The sequence below is a fragment of the Streptomyces sp. 3MP-14 genome, assembly GCF_006334905.2.
Classification (GTDB): Bacteria; Actinomycetota; Actinomycetes; order Streptomycetales; family Streptomycetaceae; genus Streptomyces; species Streptomyces triticirhizae.
In genome coordinates this window covers 79,565-100,167 of the sequence record NZ_VDLZ02000021.1, presented here as the reverse complement: position 1 = coordinate 100,167, position 20,603 = coordinate 79,565, and the positions used below count along the sequence as shown (strand labels likewise).

Below are 20,603 nucleotides of genomic sequence, written 5' to 3'. Positions count from 1 at the left end.
GTCGAACGGGCCCGGGCGGACCGGGCTGGTGGGGCGGGCGCGGCGGCCGGGGTCAGTGGCGGGAGGCGCGGCGTCGCACGAGCATCGCGCCGCCGGCGACGGAGGCGATGGTGAGGCCGGCACCGGCCAGCACCATGGGCGCGATGCCGGACTGGGTGCCGCCAACGCCGGCCTGCGCGCCGAGACTTGGCTTGGCGGTCGCGGTGGCGGTGGTGGTCGGCGTCGCGGTGGACGTGGGGGTGGTGGCCGGGGAGATGGCCAGCCGGGCGGCCGCGGTCTGGGGGCCGCAGGAGAAGATCACGTCGTACTGGGCGCCCCGGCGGGCGTCGGTGTCCACGGTGGTGCGGGCGCTCTGGAGTTCGCCGGGGACGCCGAGCACGACGCGGTCGAAGACGGGCGACTCGGCGGTCGCCTCGTACTCGGTGCAGCCGGTGACGGTGAGGTCCACGGCGCCGCCGGGGCGGACCGTGCCCGGGGAGACGCTGTAGCCGAAGTCGACGATCTGCGCGGGCGCCGGGTCGTCGACGGCGAGGGCGGCCGGGGCGGCGGCCAGGGTGACGGTGGCGCCGAGCCCGGCGGCGGCCAGCGCGGTCCGTAGTCTGCTCATCAGGGGACTCCTTTGTCGCGAATGCGCTGGATGGTGCGGTATCTCACCCCTTGCCTGACCTAATCACGAGGGCGGGGCGTCAACACCCCAGCGGGAGCGAACGGGTGAGCGGCGGGCCGCCCGCGTCACCGGGCGCCGGTGAGCGTCGCGTAGACGACGACGTTGCCGCGGTAGCCGCCGGTCTCGGGCTCGAAGGCGCCGCCGCAGGTGATGACGCGCAGCTCGGGGCGGTCGGTGTCGCGGTAGACCCGCTCGGGGAGTTGGTCCTTGTCGTAGACCGCCGTCTCGTAGACGGTGAACGTGACCTCCAGGCCGTCCTCGCGGACCACGTCGACGGTGTCGCCGAGGTTCAGCTCGCCGAGGCCGTAGAAGACGGCGGGGCCTTCGGCGTTGTCGACGTGGCCGACGAGGACGGCGGTGCCGGCCGCGCCGGGCGAGGCGGCGTCGCGGAACCAACCGGCGAGGTTGTCGACCTCCTGCGGCGGGGCGTCGACCCAGCCCTCGGGGTCGAGGCCGACGGAGGTGAGCGGCGCGTCGACGCCGATGGCGGGGATGGTGACCCAGGTCGGTTCGGCGTGGTCGAGCGGGTCGAGGGCAGCGCCGGTGGGCGGGGCGCTGGCGGCGCCGGTGGCGGCGGGTTGGGGCGGCCCTTCGGTGCCGTGGACGGCGCCGACCATCATGGTCACCCCGAGCGCGACCGTGCCGGCCATCAGGCCGAAGGCGGCGCGGGTCCCCCAGCCCATGGGTTCGTCGGGCGGGAGTTCGGGCCAGGGGTCGTGCGGGTGGCGCGGGTCGGGCTGATGCTCCGCGAGACGCATGGGGGTCACCGCCCGTGGGAGTCCTCCCCCGTGTCGGGGCCGTCGGCACCACGCTAGGGCGGCGGCGCCTGGCGCGCGATTCCTGGCGGGGTCGGGGCCCCTCGGTTCGGCGGTGGCCCGGGGTGGATCAGGCGCCGATCGGGTGACCGCGCTCCAGATAGAGGGGGCGGCCGAGGGCGCGGGCGCGCAGCGCGGCGCGCAGCCGGCGGAACCGGCGGGCGTCCAACAGCTGTTCGGCCTCGGCCTCGGTGACCAGGCGCCAGTCGCGCAGTTCGTCGTCGGGCAGCAGGAGCCGCTCCAGCCGTTCGGCGGGCAGCACCCCGCCGTCGAAGAGCAGCCGGACGCCGCCGAAGCCACGGTCGCGGGGCGGTTCCCAGTCCACGACGAGGGGGCGGGGCTCGACGTCCAGGGTGAGGCCGAGTTCCTCGACGACCTCGCGGGCGGCGGCGAGAGTGGGCGCCTCCCCGGTCTCGACGACGCCGCCGGGGAACTCCCAGCCGGGCTTGTAGGTGGGGTCGACGAGCAGCACCCGGCCGTGCTCGTCGAAGAAGAGGACGCCGGCGGCCAGGGTCTCGGCGCGGGGCGGGGCGGTCTGCACGATGGCGCAGGCGCCGTCGCCGCGTCGGACGCCCTCGGCGAGCGCCTCGGCGGTCTGCCGGGGCGTCAGCCGGGAGGCGGCGACCGGGTGGGCGTCGTCGGCGAGCCAGGAGAGGGCCGCGTCGTACTGGGCGAGGCGGTCCAGGCAGCGGGTGCGGACCGCGTCGCCGTCGACGGCGGCCCGCTGGTCGATCCGCGCGCGGAGGAACGTTTCTTCGGTCTGGAGCAGGAAGTGCCGCACCGGGATGCGGCGGGCGGCGAGGCCGCCGAAGATCTCGTCCCGGTACGCCTGGCTCAGCAGGCTCATGGGCGTGATCAACGGCCCGGGCAACTCGGACAGCAGCGCCGAGGCCGTGTCGACCACCAGGCTCCGCCACGACGGCAGGTCCTGGTAGTCGTCGACCTCGGCGAGGCGTTCCTTGGGCAGCATCCCGCGCAGCTGGTCGCCGATGCGCTCCGGCTCGAACAGGGTGCTGCCTGGCAGCAGATGGAGCAGTTCGTGCGCGGCCGTGGTCTTGCCGGCGCCGAACGCGCCGTTGAGCCAGATGATCACGAACCCCCTCCTTCGTCGCCCAGGTGTCAGTTGCCCGCTGCACCCCGGGGCAAAAACGTCCCGCTCTCCTGCCAGCTGACCGCCGCCGCGCCCACCAGGCCGGCGTCGGTGCCGAGTTGGGCCGGCACCACGTCGATGCCCTGGACGTAGGGCAGCGTGGCGTACTCGGCCAACGCCCGCCGCACCGGCGCGAAGAGCACCTCGCCCGCCTGGCTGACGCCGCCGCCGATCACCACCGTCTCCAGCTCGACCAGGGTGGCGGTGGCCGCGATGCCGGCGGCCAGGGCGCGGGCGGCGCGGTCGAACGCCTCCAGGGCGATCGGGTCGCCGGCGGCGGCGGCCGCCGACACCCCGGCCGTCGTGGCGTCGCCCTCGGGGGTGGCCGGGCGCCAGCCGGCCGCCAGGGCGTACCGGGCGATGTTGGTCCCGCTGGCGATCCGCTCCACACAGCCGCGACCGCCGCAGGGGCAGCGGTCGCCGTTGAAGTCGACGCTGATGTGCCCGATGTGGCCGGCGTTCCCGGTGGGGCCGGCGTAGAGCCGGTTGTCGACGATCAGTCCGCCGCCGACGCCGGTGGAGACCACCATGCACAGCGCGTTGCGGCGGCCGGTGGCGGCGCCGCGCCAGTGCTCGCCGGCGGCGATGGCGGCGCCGTCGCCGACGAGGGTCACCGGCAGCTCGCCGACGACCTTGCGCACGCCCTCGACGAGCGGAAACTCCCGCCAGTTGGGGATGTTGACGGGGCTGACGGTGCCGAGCCTGGCGTCCAGCGGGCCGGCGCTGCCGATGCCCAGGGCCCGCACCCGGGACCAGTCGGCGGTCTCGGTGAGGTGGGTGACCACATCGGTCACGGCTCGCAGCACGTCGGCGGCCGACTCCCTGGCCGGGGTCGGGCGTTGGGTGCGGTGGAGCAGTTCCCCTTCGCCGGTGACCAGGGCACCGGCGATTTTGGTGCCGCCGATGTCAACGGCGGCGACAAGATCAGTGGTCATGAGCGGAAAGCCTGGTCGGTGGGAGCACGGTTGTCCAGTCCGATCATCGGCCGCCGGGGGTGGGCCGGGGCGCGGCGTAGTGCGTCAGGCGCTCCACGGTGAGCCCGGTGCGCCCGGTCACCTCCGGCTCGGTGAACGCGCCGCAGCGCAGGCCGCGCAGCAGGAACCCGGCCAGCGCACGGGCCGTCGCCGGCTCGTCGAGGATCGCGCCCCGGGTGCCGGCGGCGTAGTCGGCGAGCCGGCCGGCGGCGTCCGGCAGCCCGGCGCGGTAGAAGGCGTAGACGGCGGCGTACCGGGTGGGCAGGTGGCCGGGGTGGGTGTCCCAGCCCTGGTAGTAGCCCCGGGCCAGGGCGCGGGTGACGAGCCGGTGGTGGGTGCGCCAGGCGGCGTGGACCTGTTCGGTCGGGCCGACGGGAAGCACCTGGGTGGAGCCGTCGGAGAGCCGCACCCCGGTGCCGGCGGCGGCCAGTTGCATCACGGCCTTGGCGTGGTCGGCGGCCGGGTGGTCGGGCGCCTGGTGGGCGGCGCTGATGCCGAGGGCGGCGCTGTAGTCGAACGTGCCGTAGTGCAGCCCGTCAACGCGCCCCTCGCCGTGGTCGATGAGGCGGGCGACGGTGGCCAGCCCGTCGGGGCCGAGCACGGCCTGGGGCGTCTCGATCTGGATCTCGAACCGCAGCCGGCGCTCGGGCAGGCCGAGGGCGTCCTCCAGCGCGGTCAACAGGCGGGCCATGGCGGCGACTTGTCGGGGGTGGCTGACCTTGGGGAGGGTCAGCCGGAGCCCCTCGGGCAGCGGGCCGTGGGTCAGCAGCGCGGTGAGGAAGACGTCGAGGGTGCGCAGCGCGCGGTCCCGGACGGGCGCCTCCAGGGACTGGCAGCGGATGCCGACGAACGGGGTGCCCCGGCCCTCGGCGTGGGCGGCGGCGATATGCGCGGCGGCCTCGGTGGCGACGGCGTCCTCCTCGGCGTCGGGGCGCGGGGCGAAGCCGTCCTCGAAGTCGAGGCGCAGGTCCTCGACGGGCTCGTGGGCGAGCTTGGCGCGCACCCGGGCGAGGAGGTCGTCGGCCGCGCCGGGCGGCAGGTCGAGGGCGGCGGCGAACGCGGCGGCGTCGGGGGCGTGTTGGTCGAGGAGGTCCAGGGCGGCGCGGCCCCAGTCGGCGGGGGTGGTGGCGGTGTGGCGGTCGGCGGGGACATAGACGGTGTGCACGGGCTGGCGGGTGCCGGCGTCGCCCGGGTAGCGCCGGGCCAGCTCGGCGTCGACGTCGGCGAGGGCCGCGTCCAGCTCGGCGTGGACGGCGGGCGGCAGGCTGCGGTCGGCCTCGGCGCCGTGGGTCATGTGGGGCCCCTCTCGGGACGGTCGGGGGTCGGGTGCGATCCGACGCAACACGGGGCGTTCGGCGTCACATGACGTTCATCGGCCGACGACGGATCGCCATGGAGGGTTGATCACCGGGCAAAGGTGCCGTAAACGCCGTCGCGGAGGCTGGTGGTCGGCGGAGGAGATCCGCCACGACCTCGGAGCTGAGGAGACCACCATGGAGTACCACCACCTGCTGGCCGCGTTGGTGATAGGTCAGTGGAACGAGGACAACGGCAGCGGTCCGCCGCCGGCCGTCCCGGAGTGGGAGGCCGACATGCGTCGCGCGGCTCGCCGCGCCACGCCGGCGCCCGAGCCGGTGCGGACCGGGGCCGCCGGCTGGCGGCTGCGACGAAGGCGGGTGTCGGCGACGCCGGCGACCGTCACCTGACGGTGCGGTGCGGCGCCGAGCCGGCGCCGCACCGGACCACAACCGATCAGGACCACAACCGATCAGGACCACAACCGGAGGACCCGACCCGTGAAGGCCCGCGAGGCTCAGCCCTTGCGGGCCTTCACCTCGTCGGTGAGGGCGGGCACCACGTCGAAGAGGTCCCCGACGACGCCGTAGTCGACCAGCTCGAAGATCGGCGCCTCGGCGTCCTTGTTGATCGCCACGATGGTCTTCGACGTCTGCATCCCCGCCCGGTGCTGGATGGCGCCGGAGATGCCGGCGGCGACATACAGCTGCGGCGAGACCGTCTTGCCGGTCTGGCCGACCTGGTGGGAGTGCGGGTACCAGCCGGCGTCGACCGCCGCGCGGGAGGCGCCGACGGCCCCGCCCAGGGAGTCGGCGAGGGCCTCGATGACCGCGAAGTTCTCCGCGCCGTTGACGCCGCGTCCGCCGGAGACCACGATCGCGGCCTCGGTCAGCTCGGGCCGGCCGGTGGACTCGCGCGGGGTGCGGGAGACGACCCGGGTGCCGGTGGCCAGCGGGCCGAAGGAGACCGACAGCTCCTCGACGGCGCCGGCGGCCTGGGCCGGCTCGGGCGCGACCGCGTTGGGCTTGACTGTGATCACCGGGGTGCCCTCGGTGACCCGGGAGGTGGTGGTGTAGGCGGCGGCGAAGACCGACTGGCTCACCACCGGGCCCTCGTCGCCGGCGGTGACGTCCACGGCGTCGGTCAGCAGGCCGGCGTCGATGCGCAGCGCGAGGCGGGCGGCGATCTCCTTGCCCTCGGGCGAGGAGGGCGCCAGCACGGCGGCCGGGGAGACGGCGGCGACGGCGGCCTGGAGGGCGTCGACCTTCGGCGCCACCAGGTAGTCGGCGAACTCGGGCGCGTCCAGGGCCAGGACGCGGGTGGCGCCGTGCTCGCCGAGCACGGCGGCGGCGGCCTCGGCGCCGGGGCCCAGGTGGACGGCGACGGGGTCGCCGAGCCGGCGGGCGAGGGTCAGCAGTTCCAGGGTGGGCTTGCGGACGGAGCCGTCGACGTGGTCGACGAGGACGAGGACTTCAGCCATGGGAACGTTTCTCCAGCGGGATGCGAACAGCGGCGGTCGGAAGGGGCGGTCGCCCGGGGCGTCGCCCGGCGGCGCGTCGGAGGACGTCGGAGGACGTCAGACGAACTTGCGCTCGGCGAGGAAGGCGGCCAGCTTCTTGGCGCCGTCGCCCTCGTCGGTGACGATCTCGCCGGCGGTGCGCGCCGGGCGCGGGGTGGCCGACTCGACCTTCGTCCGGGAGCCGGCCGGGCCGACCTCCTCGGCCTCGATCTCCAGGTCCTCCAGGTCGAGGCTCTCCACCGGCTTCTTCTTGGCCGCCATGATCCCCTTGAACGAGGGGTAACGGGCCTCCCCCGACTGGTCGGTGACCGAGACGACGGCCGGCAGCGCGGCCTCGAGCCGCTCGGTGGCGGCGTCCCCGTCGCGCCGGCCGGTGACCTTGCCCTCGGCGACGGACAACTCGGACAGCAGCGTCACCTGCGGCACCCGGAGCCGCTCGGCGAGCAGCGCCGGCAGCACGCCCATGGCGCCGTCGGTCGAGGCCATACCGCAGACGACCAGGTCGTAGCCCACGTGCTCGACGGCCTTGGCCAGCACCAGCGAGGTGGCGAAGACGTCGCTGCCGACGATGTCCTCGTCCTCGACGTGGACGGCCTTGTCGGCGCCCATCGACAGCGCCTTGCGCAGCGCGTCGTTGGCGTCCTCGGGGCCGACGGTCACGACGGTGACCTCGGCGTCGTCCCCGTCCCCGGCGTTCTCGGCGATCCGCAGGGCCTGCTCGACGGCGTACTCGTCCAGCTCCGACAGCAGGCCGTCCACGGCGTCCCGGTCGGTGGTCAGGTCCTCGGTGAAGCCGCGGTCGCCCGTCGCGTCGGGTACGTACTTCACACAGACAACGATCTTCAAGCTCACGCCGGCTCTCCTACAGCTAGTCGGTCCGCAACGGGCACTGGCAAGATCAACCCGGTAGTTACTCGCCAGTACACTAGAGGGTATCCCCCTCGGGCAAGCATGTCGCACTGTGACATGGCCAACGCGCCGGCCCCTCGACCCCGTTGTGGTTCCGTGGCCTTCGCGCGGTCGCCCGTCAGTCCCCGATCGCCGCGCCCAGCGCCGCGATCACGTCCACGCGTCGAGGCTGCCCCACCGCCCGCCGCACCACGCCTCCGGCCGCGTCGAGCACCAGCGTGGTGGGGGTCGCGGTGACGCCCAGGGCGCGCACCAGGTCGAGGCGGGACTCGGCGTCGATCTCCAGGTGGGTCACGCCGGGCACCACGGCGGCCACGTCCGCCAGCACGGCGCGGGTGGCGCGGCACGGCTGGCAGAACGCCGTGGAGAACTGGACCAGGGTGGCCCGCTCCCCCAGCGCCTCGGCGCCCAGCGTCGCAGCGTCCAACCGGTCGGGCGCCGGCCGGTGTTCGTCGATCATGGAACTCCCCGCTCTCCGGGGGCCGTGCCGGCCCCGTTCGGGAACAGCCCGCCGGGGCGGGATTTTCTTCCCGGGCGCCGCGGTTTCCGGCCCGCCCCAACTCCCCCGCCGCCGTTGCCGGATCGGCGGCCGATACGCGTCGGCCGGGGTGGCGGGGGGTGGCGCATCCCCCGGCTTTCGGGCACGATCGGGCGTCCCCGGAAGTTACGGTGGCGTAGGTTGCCACTTCGAAAAAGAGGTTCCGCAGATGCCAGAGTTCGTGTACCCGCCGGTGATCGCCACCGCACGGACCATGTTCAAGGTGCTCGACCTGCGCTTTGACATCGTGGGTGAGGAGCATGTGCCCCGGCAGGGGGGCGCGGTGCTGGCCAGCAACCACATCGGGTATCTCGACTTCGTCTTCGCCGGGTTCGCCGCCAGGCCGGCGAAGCGGCTGGTGCGCTTCATGGCCAAGGAGTCGGTGTTCCGGCACCGGGTGTCGGGGCCTCTGATGCGCGCGATGAAACACATCCCGGTCGACCGAGTGCGGGGGGACCAGGCGTTCGCGCCGGCCCTGGACGCGCTGCGCTCGGGCGAGATCGTGGGCGTCTTCCCCGAGGCGACGATCTCGCCGTCGTTCACGCTGCGGAAGTTCAAGTCGGGCGCGGCCCGGATGGCGCAGGAGGCGGCGGTGCCGCTGCTGCCGGTGGCACTGTGGGGGACGCAGCGGCTGTGGACCAAGGGCCGCAAGCGGGAGCTGCGGCGCAACCACATCCCGATCAGCATCAGGATCGGCGCGCCGCTGACCGCCGAGCCCGGGGAGTCGGCGGCCGGCCTCACGGAGCGGCTGCGGGAGCGGGTCCAGGAGCTGCTGGAGGCGGCGCAGAGCTCGTATCCGGACAAGCCGGAGAAGCCCGAGGACGCCTGGTGGCTGCCGGCGCACCTGGGCGGCACGGCCCCGCCGCCGGCCGGCGGGCTGGCCTGAGGACGCCGGGCCGGCCCCGCGGACTGGCCGGTCCGGGGGACGGGCGCGCCGCCCCCGGGTGACGCGGGTCGGCGGGGGCGGCGGCACGGTTCAGGCGGCCAACTCGGCGCGGAGCGCGGCGAGGAAGCCCTCCACGTCCTCCTCGGTGGTGTCGTAGGAGCACATCCAGCGGACCTCGCCTGCGGCCTCGTTCCAGAAGTAGAACGGGTAGTGCTTCATCAGCCGCAGGCTGGCCTCCCTGGGCAGCCGGGCGAAGACCGCGTTGGCCTGCACGGGATGGCAGATCTCCACGCCCTCGACGGTCGCGACGCCGTCGGCCAGCCGCCGGGCCATCGCGTTGGCGTGCCGGGCGCCGCGCAGCCACAGGTCGCCGGCGAGCAGCGCCTCGAACTGGACCGACAGGAACCGGGTCTTGGAGGCCAGCTGCATGGACAGCTTGCGGATGTGGAGCAGGGAGCGGACGCGTTCGGGGGCGAGCACGACGACGGTCTCGCCGAAGAGCAGCCCGTTCTTGGTGCCGCCGAAGGAGAGCACGTCGACGCCGACGTCGGTGGTGAACGCGGCCAGCGGCAGGTCGAGGGCGGCCGCCGCGTTGGCCAGCCGGGCGCCGTCGAGGTGGACGGCCATCCCCCTGGCGTGGGCGAACTCGGCGACGGCGGCGATCTCCTCGGGGGTGTAGACGGTGCCCAGCTCGGTGCTCTGGGTGAGCGAGACGACCTGCGGGGTGGCCCGGTGCTCGTCGTCGAAGCCGAAGGACTCGGTCGCGACCAGCTCGGGGGTGAGCTTGCCGCCCGGCGCCGACACGGGCAACAGCTTGAGGCCGCCGACCCGTTCGGGGGCGCCGCACTCGTCGGTGTGGATGTGGGCGTTGGCGGTGCAGATCACCGCGCCCCAGCGGTCCGTCAACGCCTGGAGGCCGACGACGTTGGCGCCGGTGCCGTTGAAGACCGGGTAGACCTCGGCGCGCGGGCCGAAGTGGCGGCGGAAGACCTCGCCGAGATGGCTGGTGTAGGCGTCGGCGCCGTAGGGCGGCTGGTGGCCGCCGTTGGCCAGGGCGAGGGCGGCGAGGATTTCGGGGTGGGCGCCCGAGTAGTTGTCGGAGGCGAAGCCGCGCAGCCCGGGGTCGTGGTGGCGGCGCGCCTGCGTGGGCTGGTCGTTCCCGGCGGGCGGCTGGTCGGGCTGGTCGGTCAGGGCTTCGGGGTGAGCCACAGGCGGTTTCCGTTCACTTCCTGGGTCGGGGTGGTCCACAGCCGGCTGACGGCGTCGGCGAGTTCGGTGACGTCGGTGAAGCCGGCGAACCTCGCGTTCGGCTTCTCGGCCCGCATGGCGTCGGTCACCAGCGCCTTGACCACCAGGACGGTGGCGGCGGCGGGCGGCGGGGCGTCCTCTTCGGCGGCCTTGCGGAAGGCGTCGGCCAGGGCCAGGGTCCACGCCTCGGCGGCGGCCTTGGCGGCGGCGTAGGCGGCGTTGCCCGCCGTGGGGCGGCTGGCGCCGGCGGCGGAGACCAGCACGAAGCGGCCGTTGCCGGAGCGGGCCAGCGGGGCGTGGAAGGCCAGCGAGGTGTGTTGGACGGTGCGCACCAGCAGGTCGTGGAGCGCGTCCCAGTCGGCGAGGTCGGTCTCGGCGAAGCCGGCCGAGCCGCGCCAGCCGCCGACGAGGTGGACCAGGCCGTCGATCCGGCCGAACTCGCGCTCGGTCTTCTCGGCCCAGGCGCGGGCCGATTCGAGGCTCAGCAGGTCCACGGTGTCGCCGACGACGGTCGCGCCGCCGTGCGCGAAGCGGGCGGCGTCGACGCCCTCGGCGAGCCGCGCCGGGTCGGCGTCGGCGGCGACCACGGTGGCGCCGGCCTGGGCCAGCCGCAGCAGGGTGGCCTGCCCGGCGGGTCCGCCGGCGCCGGCGACCGCGATCACCGCGCCCTCCAGTGCGCCGCCGGCTCTCGGGGTCTCTCCGGTGATGGGGCTGTTCATCCTCGACTCCTCGCCTCCTCGTCGAAAGCCATGGCCGAAAGCCATGGTGCCCGGCGGCGTTCCGCTCCGGTCAGGCGGCCTGGCTGCCGGCCCGCTCGGCGGTGATGCCCCGGGTGGACTCGATCACCTTACGGAGCTTGCGGGCCAGCGCCTCGTAGAAGAGGCTCAGCGGGAACTCGTCCGGCAGCACCTCGTCCACCAGCTTCCGGGGCGGCAGGGTGAGGTCGAGCGCCTCGGGCCCCTTGGCCCAGACCGAGCCGGGGTGCGGGGAGAGGTGGGCGGCGACCAGGTCGTACGCCTTGAGCCAGTGCACGATCTTGGGGCGGTCGATGCCGCGCCGGTAGAGGGTCTCGATCTCCTCGCGGAGCGCGGTGGTGACCTCGCGGGCGCGGGCCCAGTCGACGGTGAGGCGGTTGTCGCGCCAACGCAGCGCGTCGTGCTGGTGGAGGTAGGCGAAGAGGAGCTGGCCGCCGAGCCCGTCGTAGTTGCGCACCCGGGCGCCGGTGACGGGGAAGCGGAAGAGGCGGTCGAGCAGCACGGCGTACTGCACGTCGCGGCCCTGCGGGTAGCCGTCCTCGGCGAGCCGGCCGGCCTCGTGGAAGGCGGTGAGGTCGCAGCGCAGCTCCTCCAGCCCGTACATCCAGAACGGCTGCCGCTGTTTGATCATGAACGGGTCGAACGGCAGGTCGCCGTGGCTGTGGGTGCGGTCGTGGATCAGGTCCCAGAGCACGAAGGTCTGTTGGCAGCGGTGCTGGTCGGTGACCAGGCCCTGGGCCTCCTCGGGGAGGGTGAGGCTGGTGACCTCGCAGGCGGCGCCGACCACGCGGCGGAAGCGGGCGGCCTCCCGGTCGCAGAAGATGCCGCCCCAGGAGAAGCGGGCGGGCGCCTCGCGGACGGCGATGGTCTCGGGGAAGAGGACGGCGGAGTTGGTGTCGTAGCCGTCGGTGAAGTCCTCGAAGGTGATGCCGAGGAAGAGCGGGTTGTCGTAGCGGGTGCGCTCCAGCTCGGCGAGCCAGTCGGGCCAGACGACGCGCAGGACGACGGCCTCCAGGTTGCGGTCGGGGTTGCCGTTCTGCGTGTACATGGGGAAGACGACCAGGTGCTGGCGGCCGTCGACGCGGGGGGCGGTCGGCTGGAAGGCGAGCAGCGAGTCGAGGAAGTCGGGCACCCCGAAGCCCTGCTCCGCCCAGCGGCGGAGGTCGGCGACGAGCGCCCGGTGGTAGTCCGCGTCGTGCGGGAGCAGCGGCGCAAGCCGCTCGACGGAGTCGACGATCCGCTCGATGTGGCGGCCCAACTCGGCGCGGTCCGGGGCGCCTTCGGCGGTCAGGTCGATCGAGCCGTCCTTGGCCTGCGCCGGCCGGATCGCGGCGACGGCGCTCTTGAGGACCGGCCAGGCGGGATGAGCGATCACACGGCGTTCCGGCGATTCATCGCTCATCGTTGCGATTGACGCAAGACTTTCCGTCATGTCCCACCCTTCACGGAAGAATATTCGGTAAGAGTCACGGTATCCGGTGGGTGGGGGCCGATCAACCGGGCCCCCGACGAGCCCGGTGGGGCCGCTGGCTAGGGTGGCGGCCATGGCGCTGCTGACCGTGGGACACCGTGGGCTGATGGGGGTCGAGCCGGAGAACACGCTGCGGTCGTTCCGGGCCGCGCGGCGGGCCGGGCTCGACGCCGTCGAGCTGGACCTGCACCTGAGTCGGGACGGCGCGCTGGTGGTGATGCACGACGCGCGGGTTGACCGGACCACGGACGGGACCGGCGCGATCGCCGAGCTGTCGCTGGCGGAGCTGCGCCGGCTGGACGCGGGGCTGGGCGAGCGGGTGCCGACGCTGGCCGAGGTGGTGGCGGAGGTCGAAGGGCACCTCCAGCTGGAGATCAAGGACACGGCCGCCGCCAGGGAGTTGGCGGGCTTCGTGGCCGGCCACGGGCTGGCGGGGCGGGTCACCGTGATCTCGTTCCACGACGCCGCCCTCGCCGCGTTCGCCGACGAGCTGCCGGGCGTGCCGCTCGGCCTGGTGACCGGGGAGTCGACGGCGACGGCGCCGGAACGGGCGGCGGCGCTGGGCTGCGGGCTGGTCTCGTGCGAACTGCCGTGGCTGACGGCCGAGGTGGTGGCGCGCTGCCGGGCGGCCGGGCTGAGCGTGATCACCTGGACGGTCAACACCGCCGAGGAGCTGGCCAGGGCGCGCGGGCTGGGGCTCGACGGGGTGGTGACCGACCGGCCCGAGATCGTCCGGGCGGCCCGGGAGGAGAGGCGGGCGGACTGACGCTACTCGGCGAGCCGAACGCTGAGTTGGGCGCCCAGCTCCTCGAAGCCGAGGGCGGCCGCCACCCGCCGGGACGCGGGCGGCCGGGCCCGCCACTGCGGCAGCAGGCCGGCGGCGAGCGCGTGCGCGACCGCCGCCGCGCCCGTCGCCCTGGCCAGCCCGCGCCCGCGCCACCCGGGGTCGGTCAGCACGCTGACATGGGCGACCCGGCCCGGCCAGAGCTGGTAGCCGGCGGCCGCGACCACCCGGCCGGCCTCGCTGACCACGAACGCCGGCGAGGTGACCCCGCCGACATCGGCCTCGCCCGCCTCCTGTGGCCCCGCCGACTCCGCCAGCTCCCGCAGGGCGTCATGGCGCGCGGGCAGCCGCTCGACGGCCGGCGCCCCGGCCCCCACGGGCCGGAAGCGCGCGGCCGCCAGATACGCCAGCGCGGCCGGGCCCAGCAGCTCGGCGACGGGCAGCGCCCGGCGGACGGCCGCCGGGTCGGTGACGGCCGCCGGGGGCAGCCGGGCCAGGGCGTCGCGCACGAGGGCGGCGGCCCGTTCGTCCGGCGCGGTGGCGATCGCCGATCCGCCCAGCGCGACCACCCCGACCCAGCCGGGCGGGCACAGCCCGGACTCCGGCGAGACGGCGACGCTCGGGGGCCCGGCCGGCGGGAACGAGACGGGCACCCGGGCCCAACTCGTCCACCGGGCGCGGACTTCGGAGAGCAGCGGGTCGATCGGCATGGGCCGATCCTGGCAGGCGGGGTGCGCGGCTGGCGAAGGGATTGCGCGCGGAGTCGCCGCCGCGCGGCTCAGCCCAGGGGCTTGACCAGGACGGCGAAGTCCAGGTCGTCGCGGAGCGGGAGGCCGAAGCGCTCGTCGCCGTAGGGGAACGGCAGGCGTTCGCCGGTGAGGCGGTAGCCGCGCCGTTCGTACCAGGCGATCAGCTCGGCGCGGGCGGAGACCACCTGCATCACCATCGAGGCGGCGCTCCAGTCCCGGGCCGCCCGCGCCTCGGCCTCGGCCAGGACGCGGCGGCCGAGGCCGGCGCCCTGGAGGCCGGGGCGGACGGCGAACATCCCGAAGTAGGCGGCCACCGCGCCGGCGGCGCCCCCGGTGGCCGCGCGGCGCTGGAGGTGGCAGCAGGCGACCAGTTCCCCGCCGCTGAGCGCGGTCAGCAGCAGGCTCTCGGGATCGTCGATCAGCTCGCGCACGCCCTCGGGGTCGGTGCGTTGGCCGTCCAGCAGGTCCGCCTCGGTGGTCCAGCCGGCCCGGCTGGCCTCGCCCCGGTAGGCGGACTCCACCAGCGCCACCACCTCGGGGATGTCCGCCGCGTTCGCCGTACTGAAGACCAGATCCGCCGTCGTCGTCACGGCCGACCATCCTAGGCCGTTCCTCGGCCGTTCCTCGGCCGTGTCCGCAGGGTCCCGCCGGGCCCGGCCGCGCGCCCCCGCGCCCCCGTGCGCCGCCGTGGGCGGGCGGCGGGGCGGGCAGCCTTCGCGGGTGGGCGGCCGCACGGACGAGCGGCCTCCGCGGGTGAGCGACCACGCGACCGGAGGAGGGGCGATGGGCGGGCCCGAGTTGGTGAGTTGGCTGGTGGTCGGGGTCTGCGGGGGCACGGGCTGCTACTGCCTGGGCCGGCTGCGGCGGCTGCCGCCGGGCGGGCGGCAGGGGCGGGCGCTGGAGGGGGCGATGGGGCTGGCGATGGCGCTGATGGCGGCGGGCATGGCGGGCGGTCCTGCGGCGCCGGCCGGGGTGCTGGTGGCGGTGAGCGCGACGACGGTCCTGGGCGCGGCGCTGCCGCTGGGGCTGCGCGCGCGGCACCGGGCGCACCACGCGGTCGAGGGCGCCGGGATGCTCTACATGGCGCTGGCGATGGGTGGCGCGGCGGGGGCGCACGCGGCGCACGGCGGGCCTTCGGGCGCGGCGCCCGCCGGCGTGCCGGTGCTGTCGGGGGCGCTGTTGGTCTACTGCGCGCTGTACGCGCTGCGCACCGCGCCCCGGCTGGTGCCGGCGGGGACGGCGCAACGGGGCGCGGGAGACGTCGGGCTCGGGGCGGGCGAGGACGAGGTGGCGGTGGCCTGTCGGTTGGCGCTGACGCTGGGCATGGTGGCGATGGTGCTGGTGATGTGAGCGGGCGCTGGCGGGGCGCTGGCGGTGAGGCGTTGATCACGCCGGCGACCGCGCGCTGGGTGGCGGCCGGGCGGGCGCTCTAGGCTGAACGCATGGTGATCACCATCACGTTGCTCGTGCTCGGTGGGCTGACGGCCGCCGTGGCGCCCCGGGTGTTGGCGCGGGGCGCGTGGGCCGACCGGGAGCCGGTGCTGGCCCTGTGGATGTGGCAGTGCGTGGTGGCGGCCGTGCTGCTGTGCTGCGTGCTTGCGATGGCGCTGTCGGGCGCGGCCGGCTGGGGAACGGTGCGCGGCGGGGTGTTCGCGCCGGCGCCCGCGCAGGTGGTGGACGCCTACGCGCTGCACCCGGCGGGCGACCGCTGGGCGGCGGCGGTGGCGTTGGCGCTGGCCTGCGGCGGGCTGTGGACGGCGGTGGCGCTGACCCGGGAGGTGCGCCGGGCGAGGGCCCAACGGCGACGCAGGCGGGCGGAGTTGCTGGCGCGTTCGCCGCTGTTGCCGGGTGAGGCGGCCCGTTCGGCCGAGCCGCTGGTGATCTGGGAGGACGAGCGGCCCGACGCCTGGCTGCTGCCGGGTTCGCCCCCGCAGCTGGTGATCACCACGGGGGCGCTGCGGCGGCTGAACCGCCGGCAGCTGGACGCGGTGCTGGCGCACGAGCACGGCCACGCCAGGGCGCGGCACCACTGGCTCCAGCACTGTGCGGGGGCGCTGGCAGGCGGCTTCCCCCGGGTCCCGGTCTTCGCCGCGTTCCAGGCGCAGGTGCACCGGCTGGTGGAGCTGAGCGCCGACGACATGGCGTCCCGCCGGTTCGGCCGGCTGACGACGGCGTTGGCGCTGGTGGGGATGAACGAGGAGCGCGGGGTGTTCGGCTGTCACGCCGAGCACGGGGACGTTCCCCGGCGGGTCAACCGCCTGCTGGAGCCGGAGCGCCGGCTGACCCCGGCCCGCCGGCTGCGGCTGACGGCGGCCGTGACGCTGGTGCCGCTCGTTCCGCTGCTGGTGGCGTTCGCCCCGGGGCTGAGCGCGCTGACCGGCTGAGCGGGGCCGGCCCGGCGCCGGGCCGTGGGGCCGCCCCGCTGGTGGTTCGCGGTGCGGCCGGGAAAGAATCGGAGTCATGACGATCAGGGGTGTGCTCTTCGACTTCTCCGGGACGCTGCTGCGGATCGAGCCGACCGTCGACTGGCTGCGGGAGGGTCTCGCGCGGGTCGGCGTCGAGGTGTCCGGGGAGGAGCTGCGGCGGCTGGCGGGCGAGCTGGAGCGGGTGGGGGCGCTGCCAGGCGGGTCGGAGCCCGAGGAGATCCCGCCGGAGCTGCGGGAGTTGTGGGAGGCGCGGGACGTGGACCCCTCGGGGCACCGGCGGCTGTATGTGACGCTGGCCCGGCGGGTGCCGCTGCCGGGGCCGCCCGAGGTGTACGACGTGCTCTACGACCGGCACATGGAGCCGGACGCCTGGCGGCCCTACCCGGACACCCGGCAGGTGCTGGCGGCGCTGCGGGAGCGGGAGGTGCCGGTGGCGGTGGTGAGCAACATCGGCTGGGACCTGCGGCCGCTCTTCCGCGAGCACGGGCTGCTGCCGCTGGTCGACGCGTTCGCGCTGAGCTACGAACACGGGGTGAAGAAGCCCGATCCGCCGCTGTTCGCGCTGGCCTGCGAGGCGCTGGGGGTGGCGCCGCAGCAGGCGTTGATGGTCGGGGACAACGCCCGCGCGGACGGCGGGGCGACGGCGTTGGGTTGCGCGGTGCACCTGGTGCGGCATCTGCCGGTGACGGAGCGTCCCGGGGATCTGCTGCCGGTGATCGACCTGGTGGGCTGAGGCGGGCGGCGCGTGCCGGGGGCCGTTGGCGGTATCGGGCGGTCCCCCGCGCCGCCCGATACCGCCGCCGGTCTGGCTCCGCCCGTGGTCGCGCGGAGGTCCGGATGTCCGGCTGAGTATATTGGCTGCCAGCCAGTCAACGGGAGCCCAGCATGTCGCCTCGCCGCGCATCGGTCAATGAGGAGATGCGTCGACGTTCCCGCGAACGGCTGCTCCAGGCGACGGTCGAGCTGGTCGCCGAACGCGGCTACGAGGCCACGACCTTGGGCGATATCGCGGATCACGCGGGCGCGGCGCGCGGGTTGATCTCCTACTACTTTCCCGGGAAGCGTCAGCTTCTCCAGTCGGCGGTTCACCGTCTGATGCACCGCACGCTGGCCGCGGCGCAGGAGCGGCCGCCGGTGCCGGCGGGGCCCGGGGCGGGGCCCGAGCTGATGGCGCGGTCCATCGACGCGATCCTGGGGCTGGCGGCGGAGCAGCCGGTGTTGATGCGGGCGCACATGGCGGGGCTGTTGCAGTACGAGGGCTTCATCCAGTGCGCCGAACAGCAGCGGCTGGCCGCCCTGTTGCGCGGCGCGGTGGTGGCGTTCGGCTCGGCCGACCCGGACACGGACTACCGCGTGCTGCGGGCGCTGCTGATGGGGGCGGTGGTCGCGCAGCTGCTGCCGGGGGCGCCGATGCCGCCGGGGCGGCTGCGCGCGGAGCTGTTCGCCCGCTACGGGCTGGCGTGGGAGCTGGGCGTGCCGCCGGGCGATCCTCCGCCCGGCGGCACGCCGCGTCCGGTGATGCCCGGGCCGTGGCCTCAGCGGTAGGTCGGCTGGGTCTGCACGTTCAGCTCGGACAGCCGCACCCAGCGCGCCGGGTCGGTGCGCCGGTCGTCGATGCGCAGGACGTCGAGTCCCTTCTGGTCGTTGGAGTAGACGTGGCCGTTGTAGTAGTAGGCGGACCAGGCGCCGCCGAAGGCGAGTTCGTCGCCGTTGACCGGGCCGCGCTCGAAGTAGCCGATCTCGCGCGGGTTGTCGGAGTCGGTGAACTCCCAGACGGAGACGCCGCCCTGGTACCACGCCTGGACCATGATGTCCCGGCCGGGCACGGGGATCAGCGAGCCGTTGTGGGCGACGCAGTTCTCGGTGTCGGCCTGGTGGCGCGGGATCTTGTAGTAGCTCTGGAAGTCCAGCCACCGGTCGTCGCCGCGCCCGCGCACGTGGTAGATGCCGTTGGCGCCGAACTCGTCGCCGATGGTGGCGTTGCAGGTGGGGGCGCCACCGCCGCCGAGTTCGTCGGTGAAGACGATCTTGCGGCCGTCCTGGCTGAACGTCGCGGAGTGCCAGAACGCGAAGTGTTCGGCGTCCTGCACCCGGTCGAGCACCCGGGGCGCCTCGGGGCGTGAGATGTCCAGCAGGATGCCGTCGCCCATGCAGGCGCCGGCCGCGATGTCGAGGGCGGGGTAGGCGGTGATGTCGTGGCAGCCGGTGGTGGCCGAGCCGTCGTCGTCGCCGGGGAAGCCGCCGTCGGGGAAGAGCACGTCGAAGCTGGAGAGCGCGGCCCGCTCCGGCGCGTTCCTGGGCACCTTCACGATGGAGATGCCGTCGTGCGGCGGCTGGCAGTCGGGGAAGGTGGCGTTCGGCGAGTAGGAGGAGACGTAGACGTAGACGTCGCGCCGCTCCGGCACCAGGGTGTGCGTGTGGGAGCCGCAGGCCGTCTCGACGGCGGAGACGTAGCGCGGGTTGCGCACGTCGCTGATGTCGAAGACCCGGATGCCCTCCCAGGAGTCCGCCTCGGTCGCCGGCTGGGCCTCGCTGGCGCAGGAGTCGTCGCTGCGCGAGGAGTCGACGGAGAGGAAGAGCAGGTCGCCCGAGACCGAGATGTCGTTCTGCGCGCCGGGGCAGAGGACCTGGCTGACGATGCGGGGCGAGCGGGGGCGGCTGATGTCGTAGACGACGAAGCCGTCGTAGTTGCCGGCGAACGCGTACCTGCCCTGGAAGGCGATGTCGCTGTTGGTGCCGGTCAGGCCGTCCTCGCGGGGGATGTTGGCCAGGGGCGTGATGTTGTCGCTGTGCACGATCTCGTCCACGCCGGGTATCTCGCCGTCGGCGATGGCCGCGCGGGTGCGTGCGCCGGCGTCCTCGGAGGTCTCCGTCCGGGCGGTGGGGTCACGGTCCGGGTCGGGGGTGGCGGCGGCTGGTCCGGCCAGGAGCAGGGTGGCCAGCAGCCCCGTCAGAGCAGCCAGCACGCCGAGTCCTCTCCGGCGTCGGCGTGCTCGGTGGAACGGTGTCACGTCTTTCCTCCCTCAGTCCGCAGGGGTGACCGCGGAGTTGGCGCCGGTGTGCGTACCCTTCAGTATGGATAGCTACATGTACATATCAATATTGGCAACAAGACTGTCATCTCCCGTAACAGGAGGCCCCCGTTGACGGACCGTCCCCGCGCCGCCTCGCGGCGCAGCTCCGCCGTGTTCCCGCTGCTCGTCGCCGCGCTCGTGGCCGGCTGGGGCCTGACCGCGTGTAGCGGGGACGACGGGGCCTCCGCCTCGGAGGAGGGCCCGGGGGTGATCGCGCCCGGCGCGCCGGGCGAGGACGCGGAGACGCTGAGCCCGGAGGAGGCCGCCGAGCGGGTGCCGGAGCCGGGCGAGCCGGACGCGGCGGACATCGGCTACCTGCATCGGATGGTGGACCACCACGGGCAGGCGCTCCAGATGTCCGAACTCGCCCTGGAGCGCGCGGAGAACGACGCGGTGCGCGGCATCGCGGAACGGATCACGGCGTCGCAGGGGCCGGAGATCGAGGTGATGCGCGCCTGGCTCGACGACCGGGGCGTGGCGGACGGCGAGGAGCACGGCGGGCACGGCGACCACGGCGGCGACCACGGGGAGCACGGCGGCACGGGGGAGGCGATGCCGGGGATGGCCACGCCGGAGGAGTTGGCCGAGCTGGCCGAGGCCGAGGGGGCGGCGTTCGACGCGCTCTTCCTGGAGCTGATGACCCGCCACCACGAGGGCGCGGTGACGATGGCGGCCGAGGTGTTGGGCACCACGACCGACCAGACCGTGGAGCAGCTGGCCACGGATGTGATCGCCACCCAGAACGCGGAGATCGACCGGATGGCGGCGCTGGCGTGAGCGAGCCGCAACGGCCGCGCGGCGCCCGGGAGTTGGGCGCCGCGCCGGCGGGCTACGCGCCGCTGCGGGCCGGGGACTCCTGATCCCGGCGGGCGGCGAGGACCACGTCGAGGAGGCCGGGGAAGAGCGCGTCGAGGTCGGCGCGGCGCAGCGCGTTCAGCTTGGCGGTGCCCCGGTAGACCTGGTGGATCACGCCGGCCTCGCGCAACACCCGGAAGTGGTGGGTGGAGGTCGACTTGGTGACCGGCACCGGGAACGCGGAGCACGGCAGCTCCTCCCCCGCGTCCGCCAGCGTGCGGACGAGCGAGAGCCGCACCGGGTCGGCCAGCGCGTGCAGCACCTGCTCCAGCCGGATCTCCGCGCGGTCGGGGTGGGCCAGGGCACGGGCGCGGCCGGGGGCGTCGGAGGTCATGGGCCCATGGTACGGAAGGGGCGGCGACGCCCGGCGCCCTCGCCCGGCCCTCTCACCAGGCGCCCTCGTCAGTGGACCGCCCACCCTTATACGATGCCCTTCGTACTAATTTTCCGAGCCGAGCCCGCCGCCCGGAGAACGCCCCACCCCGGG

At 74.8% G+C, this 20,603-nt stretch carries 23 protein-coding genes; 8 read left to right on the top strand and 15 right to left on the bottom strand.

The genetic code is table 11. The features are described 5' to 3' along the window. Positions 1–52: 52 nt before the first annotated feature. From FH609_RS28285 to FH609_RS28265, 5 genes are all read right to left on the bottom strand, one after another. Entirely contained in the window at positions 53–607 is a 555-nt protein-coding gene (locus tag FH609_RS28285) for a hypothetical protein (RefSeq protein WP_139673943.1), read from the bottom strand. 125 nt (positions 608–732) lie between these two features. Continuing rightward, entirely contained in the window at positions 733–1,425 is a 693-nt protein-coding gene (locus FH609_RS28280; RefSeq protein ID WP_319789628.1) for a class F sortase, read from the bottom strand. Positions 1,426–1,552: 127 nt separating this feature from the next. Beyond that, on the bottom strand, positions 1,553–2,575 hold the full coding sequence (locus tag FH609_RS28275; RefSeq protein WP_139673946.1) for an NUDIX hydrolase: 1,023 nt from the start codon (positions 2,573–2,575) through the stop codon (positions 1,553–1,555). 26 nt (positions 2,576–2,601) lie between these two features. Continuing rightward, a complete protein-coding gene (locus FH609_RS28270) occupies positions 2,602–3,567 on the bottom strand; it encodes an ROK family protein (protein WP_139673949.1) in 966 nt (321 codons plus the stop codon). Positions 3,568–3,610: 43 nt separating this feature from the next. Then, positions 3,611–4,900, bottom strand: coding sequence for a DUF6986 family protein (locus tag FH609_RS28265; protein WP_139673952.1), 1,290 nt, complete (start codon positions 4,898–4,900; stop codon positions 3,611–3,613). A 199-nt stretch (positions 4,901–5,099) separates the two neighbouring features. On the opposite strand from FH609_RS28265, the gene FH609_RS28260 reads away from it, so the two are divergent. Then, positions 5,100–5,312, top strand: a complete 213-nt coding sequence (locus FH609_RS28260; protein ID WP_122185686.1) for a hypothetical protein — start codon at positions 5,100–5,102, stop codon at positions 5,310–5,312. 107 nt (positions 5,313–5,419) lie between these two features. On the opposite strand, the gene FH609_RS28255 is transcribed toward FH609_RS28260, so the two are convergent. The 3 genes from FH609_RS28255 to FH609_RS28245 all read right to left on the bottom strand — a co-directional run bounded on the left by FH609_RS28255 (position 5,420) and on the right by FH609_RS28245 (position 7,790). After that, positions 5,420–6,382, bottom strand: a complete 963-nt coding sequence (locus FH609_RS28255; RefSeq protein ID WP_139673955.1) for an electron transfer flavoprotein subunit alpha/FixB family protein — start codon at positions 6,380–6,382, stop codon at positions 5,420–5,422. Between the two features lie 96 nt (positions 6,383–6,478). Next, positions 6,479–7,273 (bottom strand): electron transfer flavoprotein subunit beta/FixA family protein, encoded by a 795-nt coding sequence (locus FH609_RS28250; RefSeq protein ID WP_139673959.1) that lies wholly within the window; start codon positions 7,271–7,273, stop codon positions 6,479–6,481. Positions 7,274–7,448: 175 nt separating this feature from the next. Then, entirely contained in the window at positions 7,449–7,790 is a 342-nt protein-coding gene (locus FH609_RS28245) for a TlpA family protein disulfide reductase (protein ID WP_139673962.1), read from the bottom strand. A 247-nt stretch (positions 7,791–8,037) separates the two neighbouring features. Between FH609_RS28245 and FH609_RS28240 the strand changes: the two genes are divergently transcribed. After that, on the top strand, positions 8,038–8,754 hold the full coding sequence (locus tag FH609_RS28240) for a lysophospholipid acyltransferase family protein (RefSeq protein ID WP_139673965.1): 717 nt from the start codon (positions 8,038–8,040) through the stop codon (positions 8,752–8,754). Positions 8,755–8,844: 90 nt separating this feature from the next. On the opposite strand, the gene FH609_RS28235 is transcribed toward FH609_RS28240, so the two are convergent. From FH609_RS28235 to FH609_RS28225, 3 genes are all read right to left on the bottom strand, one after another. Beyond that, positions 8,845–9,963, bottom strand: a complete 1,119-nt coding sequence (locus FH609_RS28235; protein WP_405379139.1) for a threonine aldolase family protein — start codon at positions 9,961–9,963, stop codon at positions 8,845–8,847. Beyond that, positions 9,942–10,721 (bottom strand): SDR family oxidoreductase, encoded by a 780-nt coding sequence (locus tag FH609_RS28230; protein WP_193318091.1) that lies wholly within the window; start codon positions 10,719–10,721, stop codon positions 9,942–9,944. Before FH609_RS28230 ends, FH609_RS28235 begins: the two co-directional genes overlap by 22 nt. Positions 10,722–10,791: 70 nt before the next feature. After that, positions 10,792–12,189, bottom strand: a complete 1,398-nt coding sequence (locus tag FH609_RS28225) for a DUF6421 family protein (protein ID WP_139673971.1) — start codon at positions 12,187–12,189, stop codon at positions 10,792–10,794. Positions 12,190–12,301: 112 nt separating this feature from the next. Between FH609_RS28225 and FH609_RS28220 the strand changes: the two genes are divergently transcribed. After that, positions 12,302–12,994 carry a glycerophosphodiester phosphodiesterase gene (locus FH609_RS28220; protein ID WP_139673974.1) on the top strand — a complete coding sequence of 231 codons (693 nt, stop codon included), beginning with the start codon at positions 12,302–12,304 and terminating at the stop codon, positions 12,992–12,994. Positions 12,995–12,996: 2 nt separating this feature from the next. Here FH609_RS28220 and FH609_RS28215 read toward each other — a convergent pair whose 3' ends face one another. Together FH609_RS28215 and FH609_RS28210 are read right to left on the bottom strand one after the other, a co-directional pair. Further along, complete coding sequence (locus tag FH609_RS28215) at positions 12,997–13,722, bottom strand: GNAT family N-acetyltransferase (protein ID WP_139673977.1); 726 nt, start codon at positions 13,720–13,722, stop codon at positions 12,997–12,999. Positions 13,723–13,790: 68 nt separating this feature from the next. Continuing rightward, complete coding sequence (locus tag FH609_RS28210) at positions 13,791–14,351, bottom strand: GNAT family N-acetyltransferase (protein WP_139673979.1); 561 nt, start codon at positions 14,349–14,351, stop codon at positions 13,791–13,793. A gap of 193 nt (positions 14,352–14,544) precedes the next feature. On the opposite strand from FH609_RS28210, the gene FH609_RS28205 reads away from it, so the two are divergent. From FH609_RS28205 to FH609_RS28190, 4 genes are all read left to right on the top strand, one after another. Continuing rightward, positions 14,545–15,111 (top strand): DUF5134 domain-containing protein, encoded by a 567-nt coding sequence (locus FH609_RS28205; protein WP_139673981.1) that lies wholly within the window; start codon positions 14,545–14,547, stop codon positions 15,109–15,111. 92 nt (positions 15,112–15,203) lie between these two features. After that, positions 15,204–16,145: a M56 family metallopeptidase gene (locus FH609_RS28200; RefSeq protein WP_139673984.1), complete on the top strand. Its 942-nt coding sequence runs from the start codon at positions 15,204–15,206 to the stop codon at positions 16,143–16,145. Positions 16,146–16,221: 76 nt separating this feature from the next. Continuing rightward, positions 16,222–16,920 (top strand): HAD family hydrolase, encoded by a 699-nt coding sequence (locus FH609_RS28195; protein ID WP_139673988.1) that lies wholly within the window; start codon positions 16,222–16,224, stop codon positions 16,918–16,920. Between the two features lie 152 nt (positions 16,921–17,072). After that, positions 17,073–17,732 (top strand): TetR/AcrR family transcriptional regulator, encoded by a 660-nt coding sequence (locus FH609_RS28190; protein ID WP_139673992.1) that lies wholly within the window; start codon positions 17,073–17,075, stop codon positions 17,730–17,732. Here the strand turns inward: FH609_RS28190 and FH609_RS28185 are convergent. Continuing rightward, positions 17,723–19,198: an LVIVD repeat-containing protein gene (locus tag FH609_RS28185; protein ID WP_139673995.1), complete on the bottom strand. Its 1,476-nt coding sequence runs from the start codon at positions 19,196–19,198 to the stop codon at positions 17,723–17,725. The two genes, FH609_RS28190 and FH609_RS28185, sit on opposite strands and share 10 nt — an antisense overlap. Before the next feature lie 132 nt (positions 19,199–19,330). On the opposite strand from FH609_RS28185, the gene FH609_RS28180 reads away from it, so the two are divergent. Further along, on the top strand, positions 19,331–20,038 hold the full coding sequence (locus FH609_RS28180) for a DUF305 domain-containing protein (RefSeq protein WP_139673998.1): 708 nt from the start codon (positions 19,331–19,333) through the stop codon (positions 20,036–20,038). Positions 20,039–20,090: 52 nt separating this feature from the next. On the opposite strand, the gene FH609_RS28175 is transcribed toward FH609_RS28180, so the two are convergent. After that, a complete protein-coding gene (locus FH609_RS28175; RefSeq protein WP_139674001.1) occupies positions 20,091–20,450 on the bottom strand; it encodes an ArsR/SmtB family transcription factor in 360 nt (119 codons plus the stop codon). Positions 20,451–20,603 lie beyond the last annotated feature (153 nt).

Excerpts from the sequence above, each read along its gene's own strand:
- FH609_RS28285 (WP_139673943.1), bottom strand. The coding sequence starts at position 607 with ATGAGCAGACTACGGACCGCGCTGGCCGCCGCCGGGCTCGGCGCCACC.
- FH609_RS28280 (WP_319789628.1), bottom strand. The coding sequence starts at position 1,425 with ATGCGTCTCGCGGAGCATCAGCCCGACCCGCGCCACCCGCACGACCCC.
- FH609_RS28270 (WP_139673949.1), bottom strand. The coding sequence starts at position 3,567 with ATGACCACTGATCTTGTCGCCGCCGTTGACATCGGCGGCACCAAAATC.
- FH609_RS28265 (WP_139673952.1), bottom strand. The coding sequence starts at position 4,900 with ATGACCCACGGCGCCGAGGCCGACCGCAGCCTGCCGCCCGCCGTCCAC.
- FH609_RS28260 (WP_122185686.1), top strand. The coding sequence starts at position 5,100 with ATGGAGTACCACCACCTGCTGGCCGCGTTGGTGATAGGTCAGTGGAAC.
- FH609_RS28255 (WP_139673955.1), bottom strand. The coding sequence starts at position 6,382 with ATGGCTGAAGTCCTCGTCCTCGTCGACCACGTCGACGGCTCCGTCCGC.
- FH609_RS28245 (WP_139673962.1), bottom strand. The coding sequence starts at position 7,790 with ATGATCGACGAACACCGGCCGGCGCCCGACCGGTTGGACGCTGCGACG.
- FH609_RS28240 (WP_139673965.1), top strand. The coding sequence starts at position 8,038 with ATGCCAGAGTTCGTGTACCCGCCGGTGATCGCCACCGCACGGACCATG.
- FH609_RS28230 (WP_193318091.1), bottom strand. The coding sequence starts at position 10,721 with ATGAACAGCCCCATCACCGGAGAGACCCCGAGAGCCGGCGGCGCACTG.
- FH609_RS28225 (WP_139673971.1), bottom strand. The coding sequence starts at position 12,189 with ATGACGGAAAGTCTTGCGTCAATCGCAACGATGAGCGATGAATCGCCG.
- FH609_RS28220 (WP_139673974.1), top strand. The coding sequence starts at position 12,302 with ATGGCGCTGCTGACCGTGGGACACCGTGGGCTGATGGGGGTCGAGCCG.
- FH609_RS28215 (WP_139673977.1), bottom strand. The coding sequence starts at position 13,722 with ATGCCGATCGACCCGCTGCTCTCCGAAGTCCGCGCCCGGTGGACGAGT.
- FH609_RS28205 (WP_139673981.1), top strand. The coding sequence starts at position 14,545 with ATGGGCGGGCCCGAGTTGGTGAGTTGGCTGGTGGTCGGGGTCTGCGGG.
- FH609_RS28200 (WP_139673984.1), top strand. The coding sequence starts at position 15,204 with ATGGTGATCACCATCACGTTGCTCGTGCTCGGTGGGCTGACGGCCGCC.
- FH609_RS28195 (WP_139673988.1), top strand. The coding sequence starts at position 16,222 with ATGACGATCAGGGGTGTGCTCTTCGACTTCTCCGGGACGCTGCTGCGG.
- FH609_RS28190 (WP_139673992.1), top strand. The coding sequence starts at position 17,073 with ATGTCGCCTCGCCGCGCATCGGTCAATGAGGAGATGCGTCGACGTTCC.
- FH609_RS28175 (WP_139674001.1), bottom strand. The coding sequence starts at position 20,450 with ATGACCTCCGACGCCCCCGGCCGCGCCCGTGCCCTGGCCCACCCCGAC.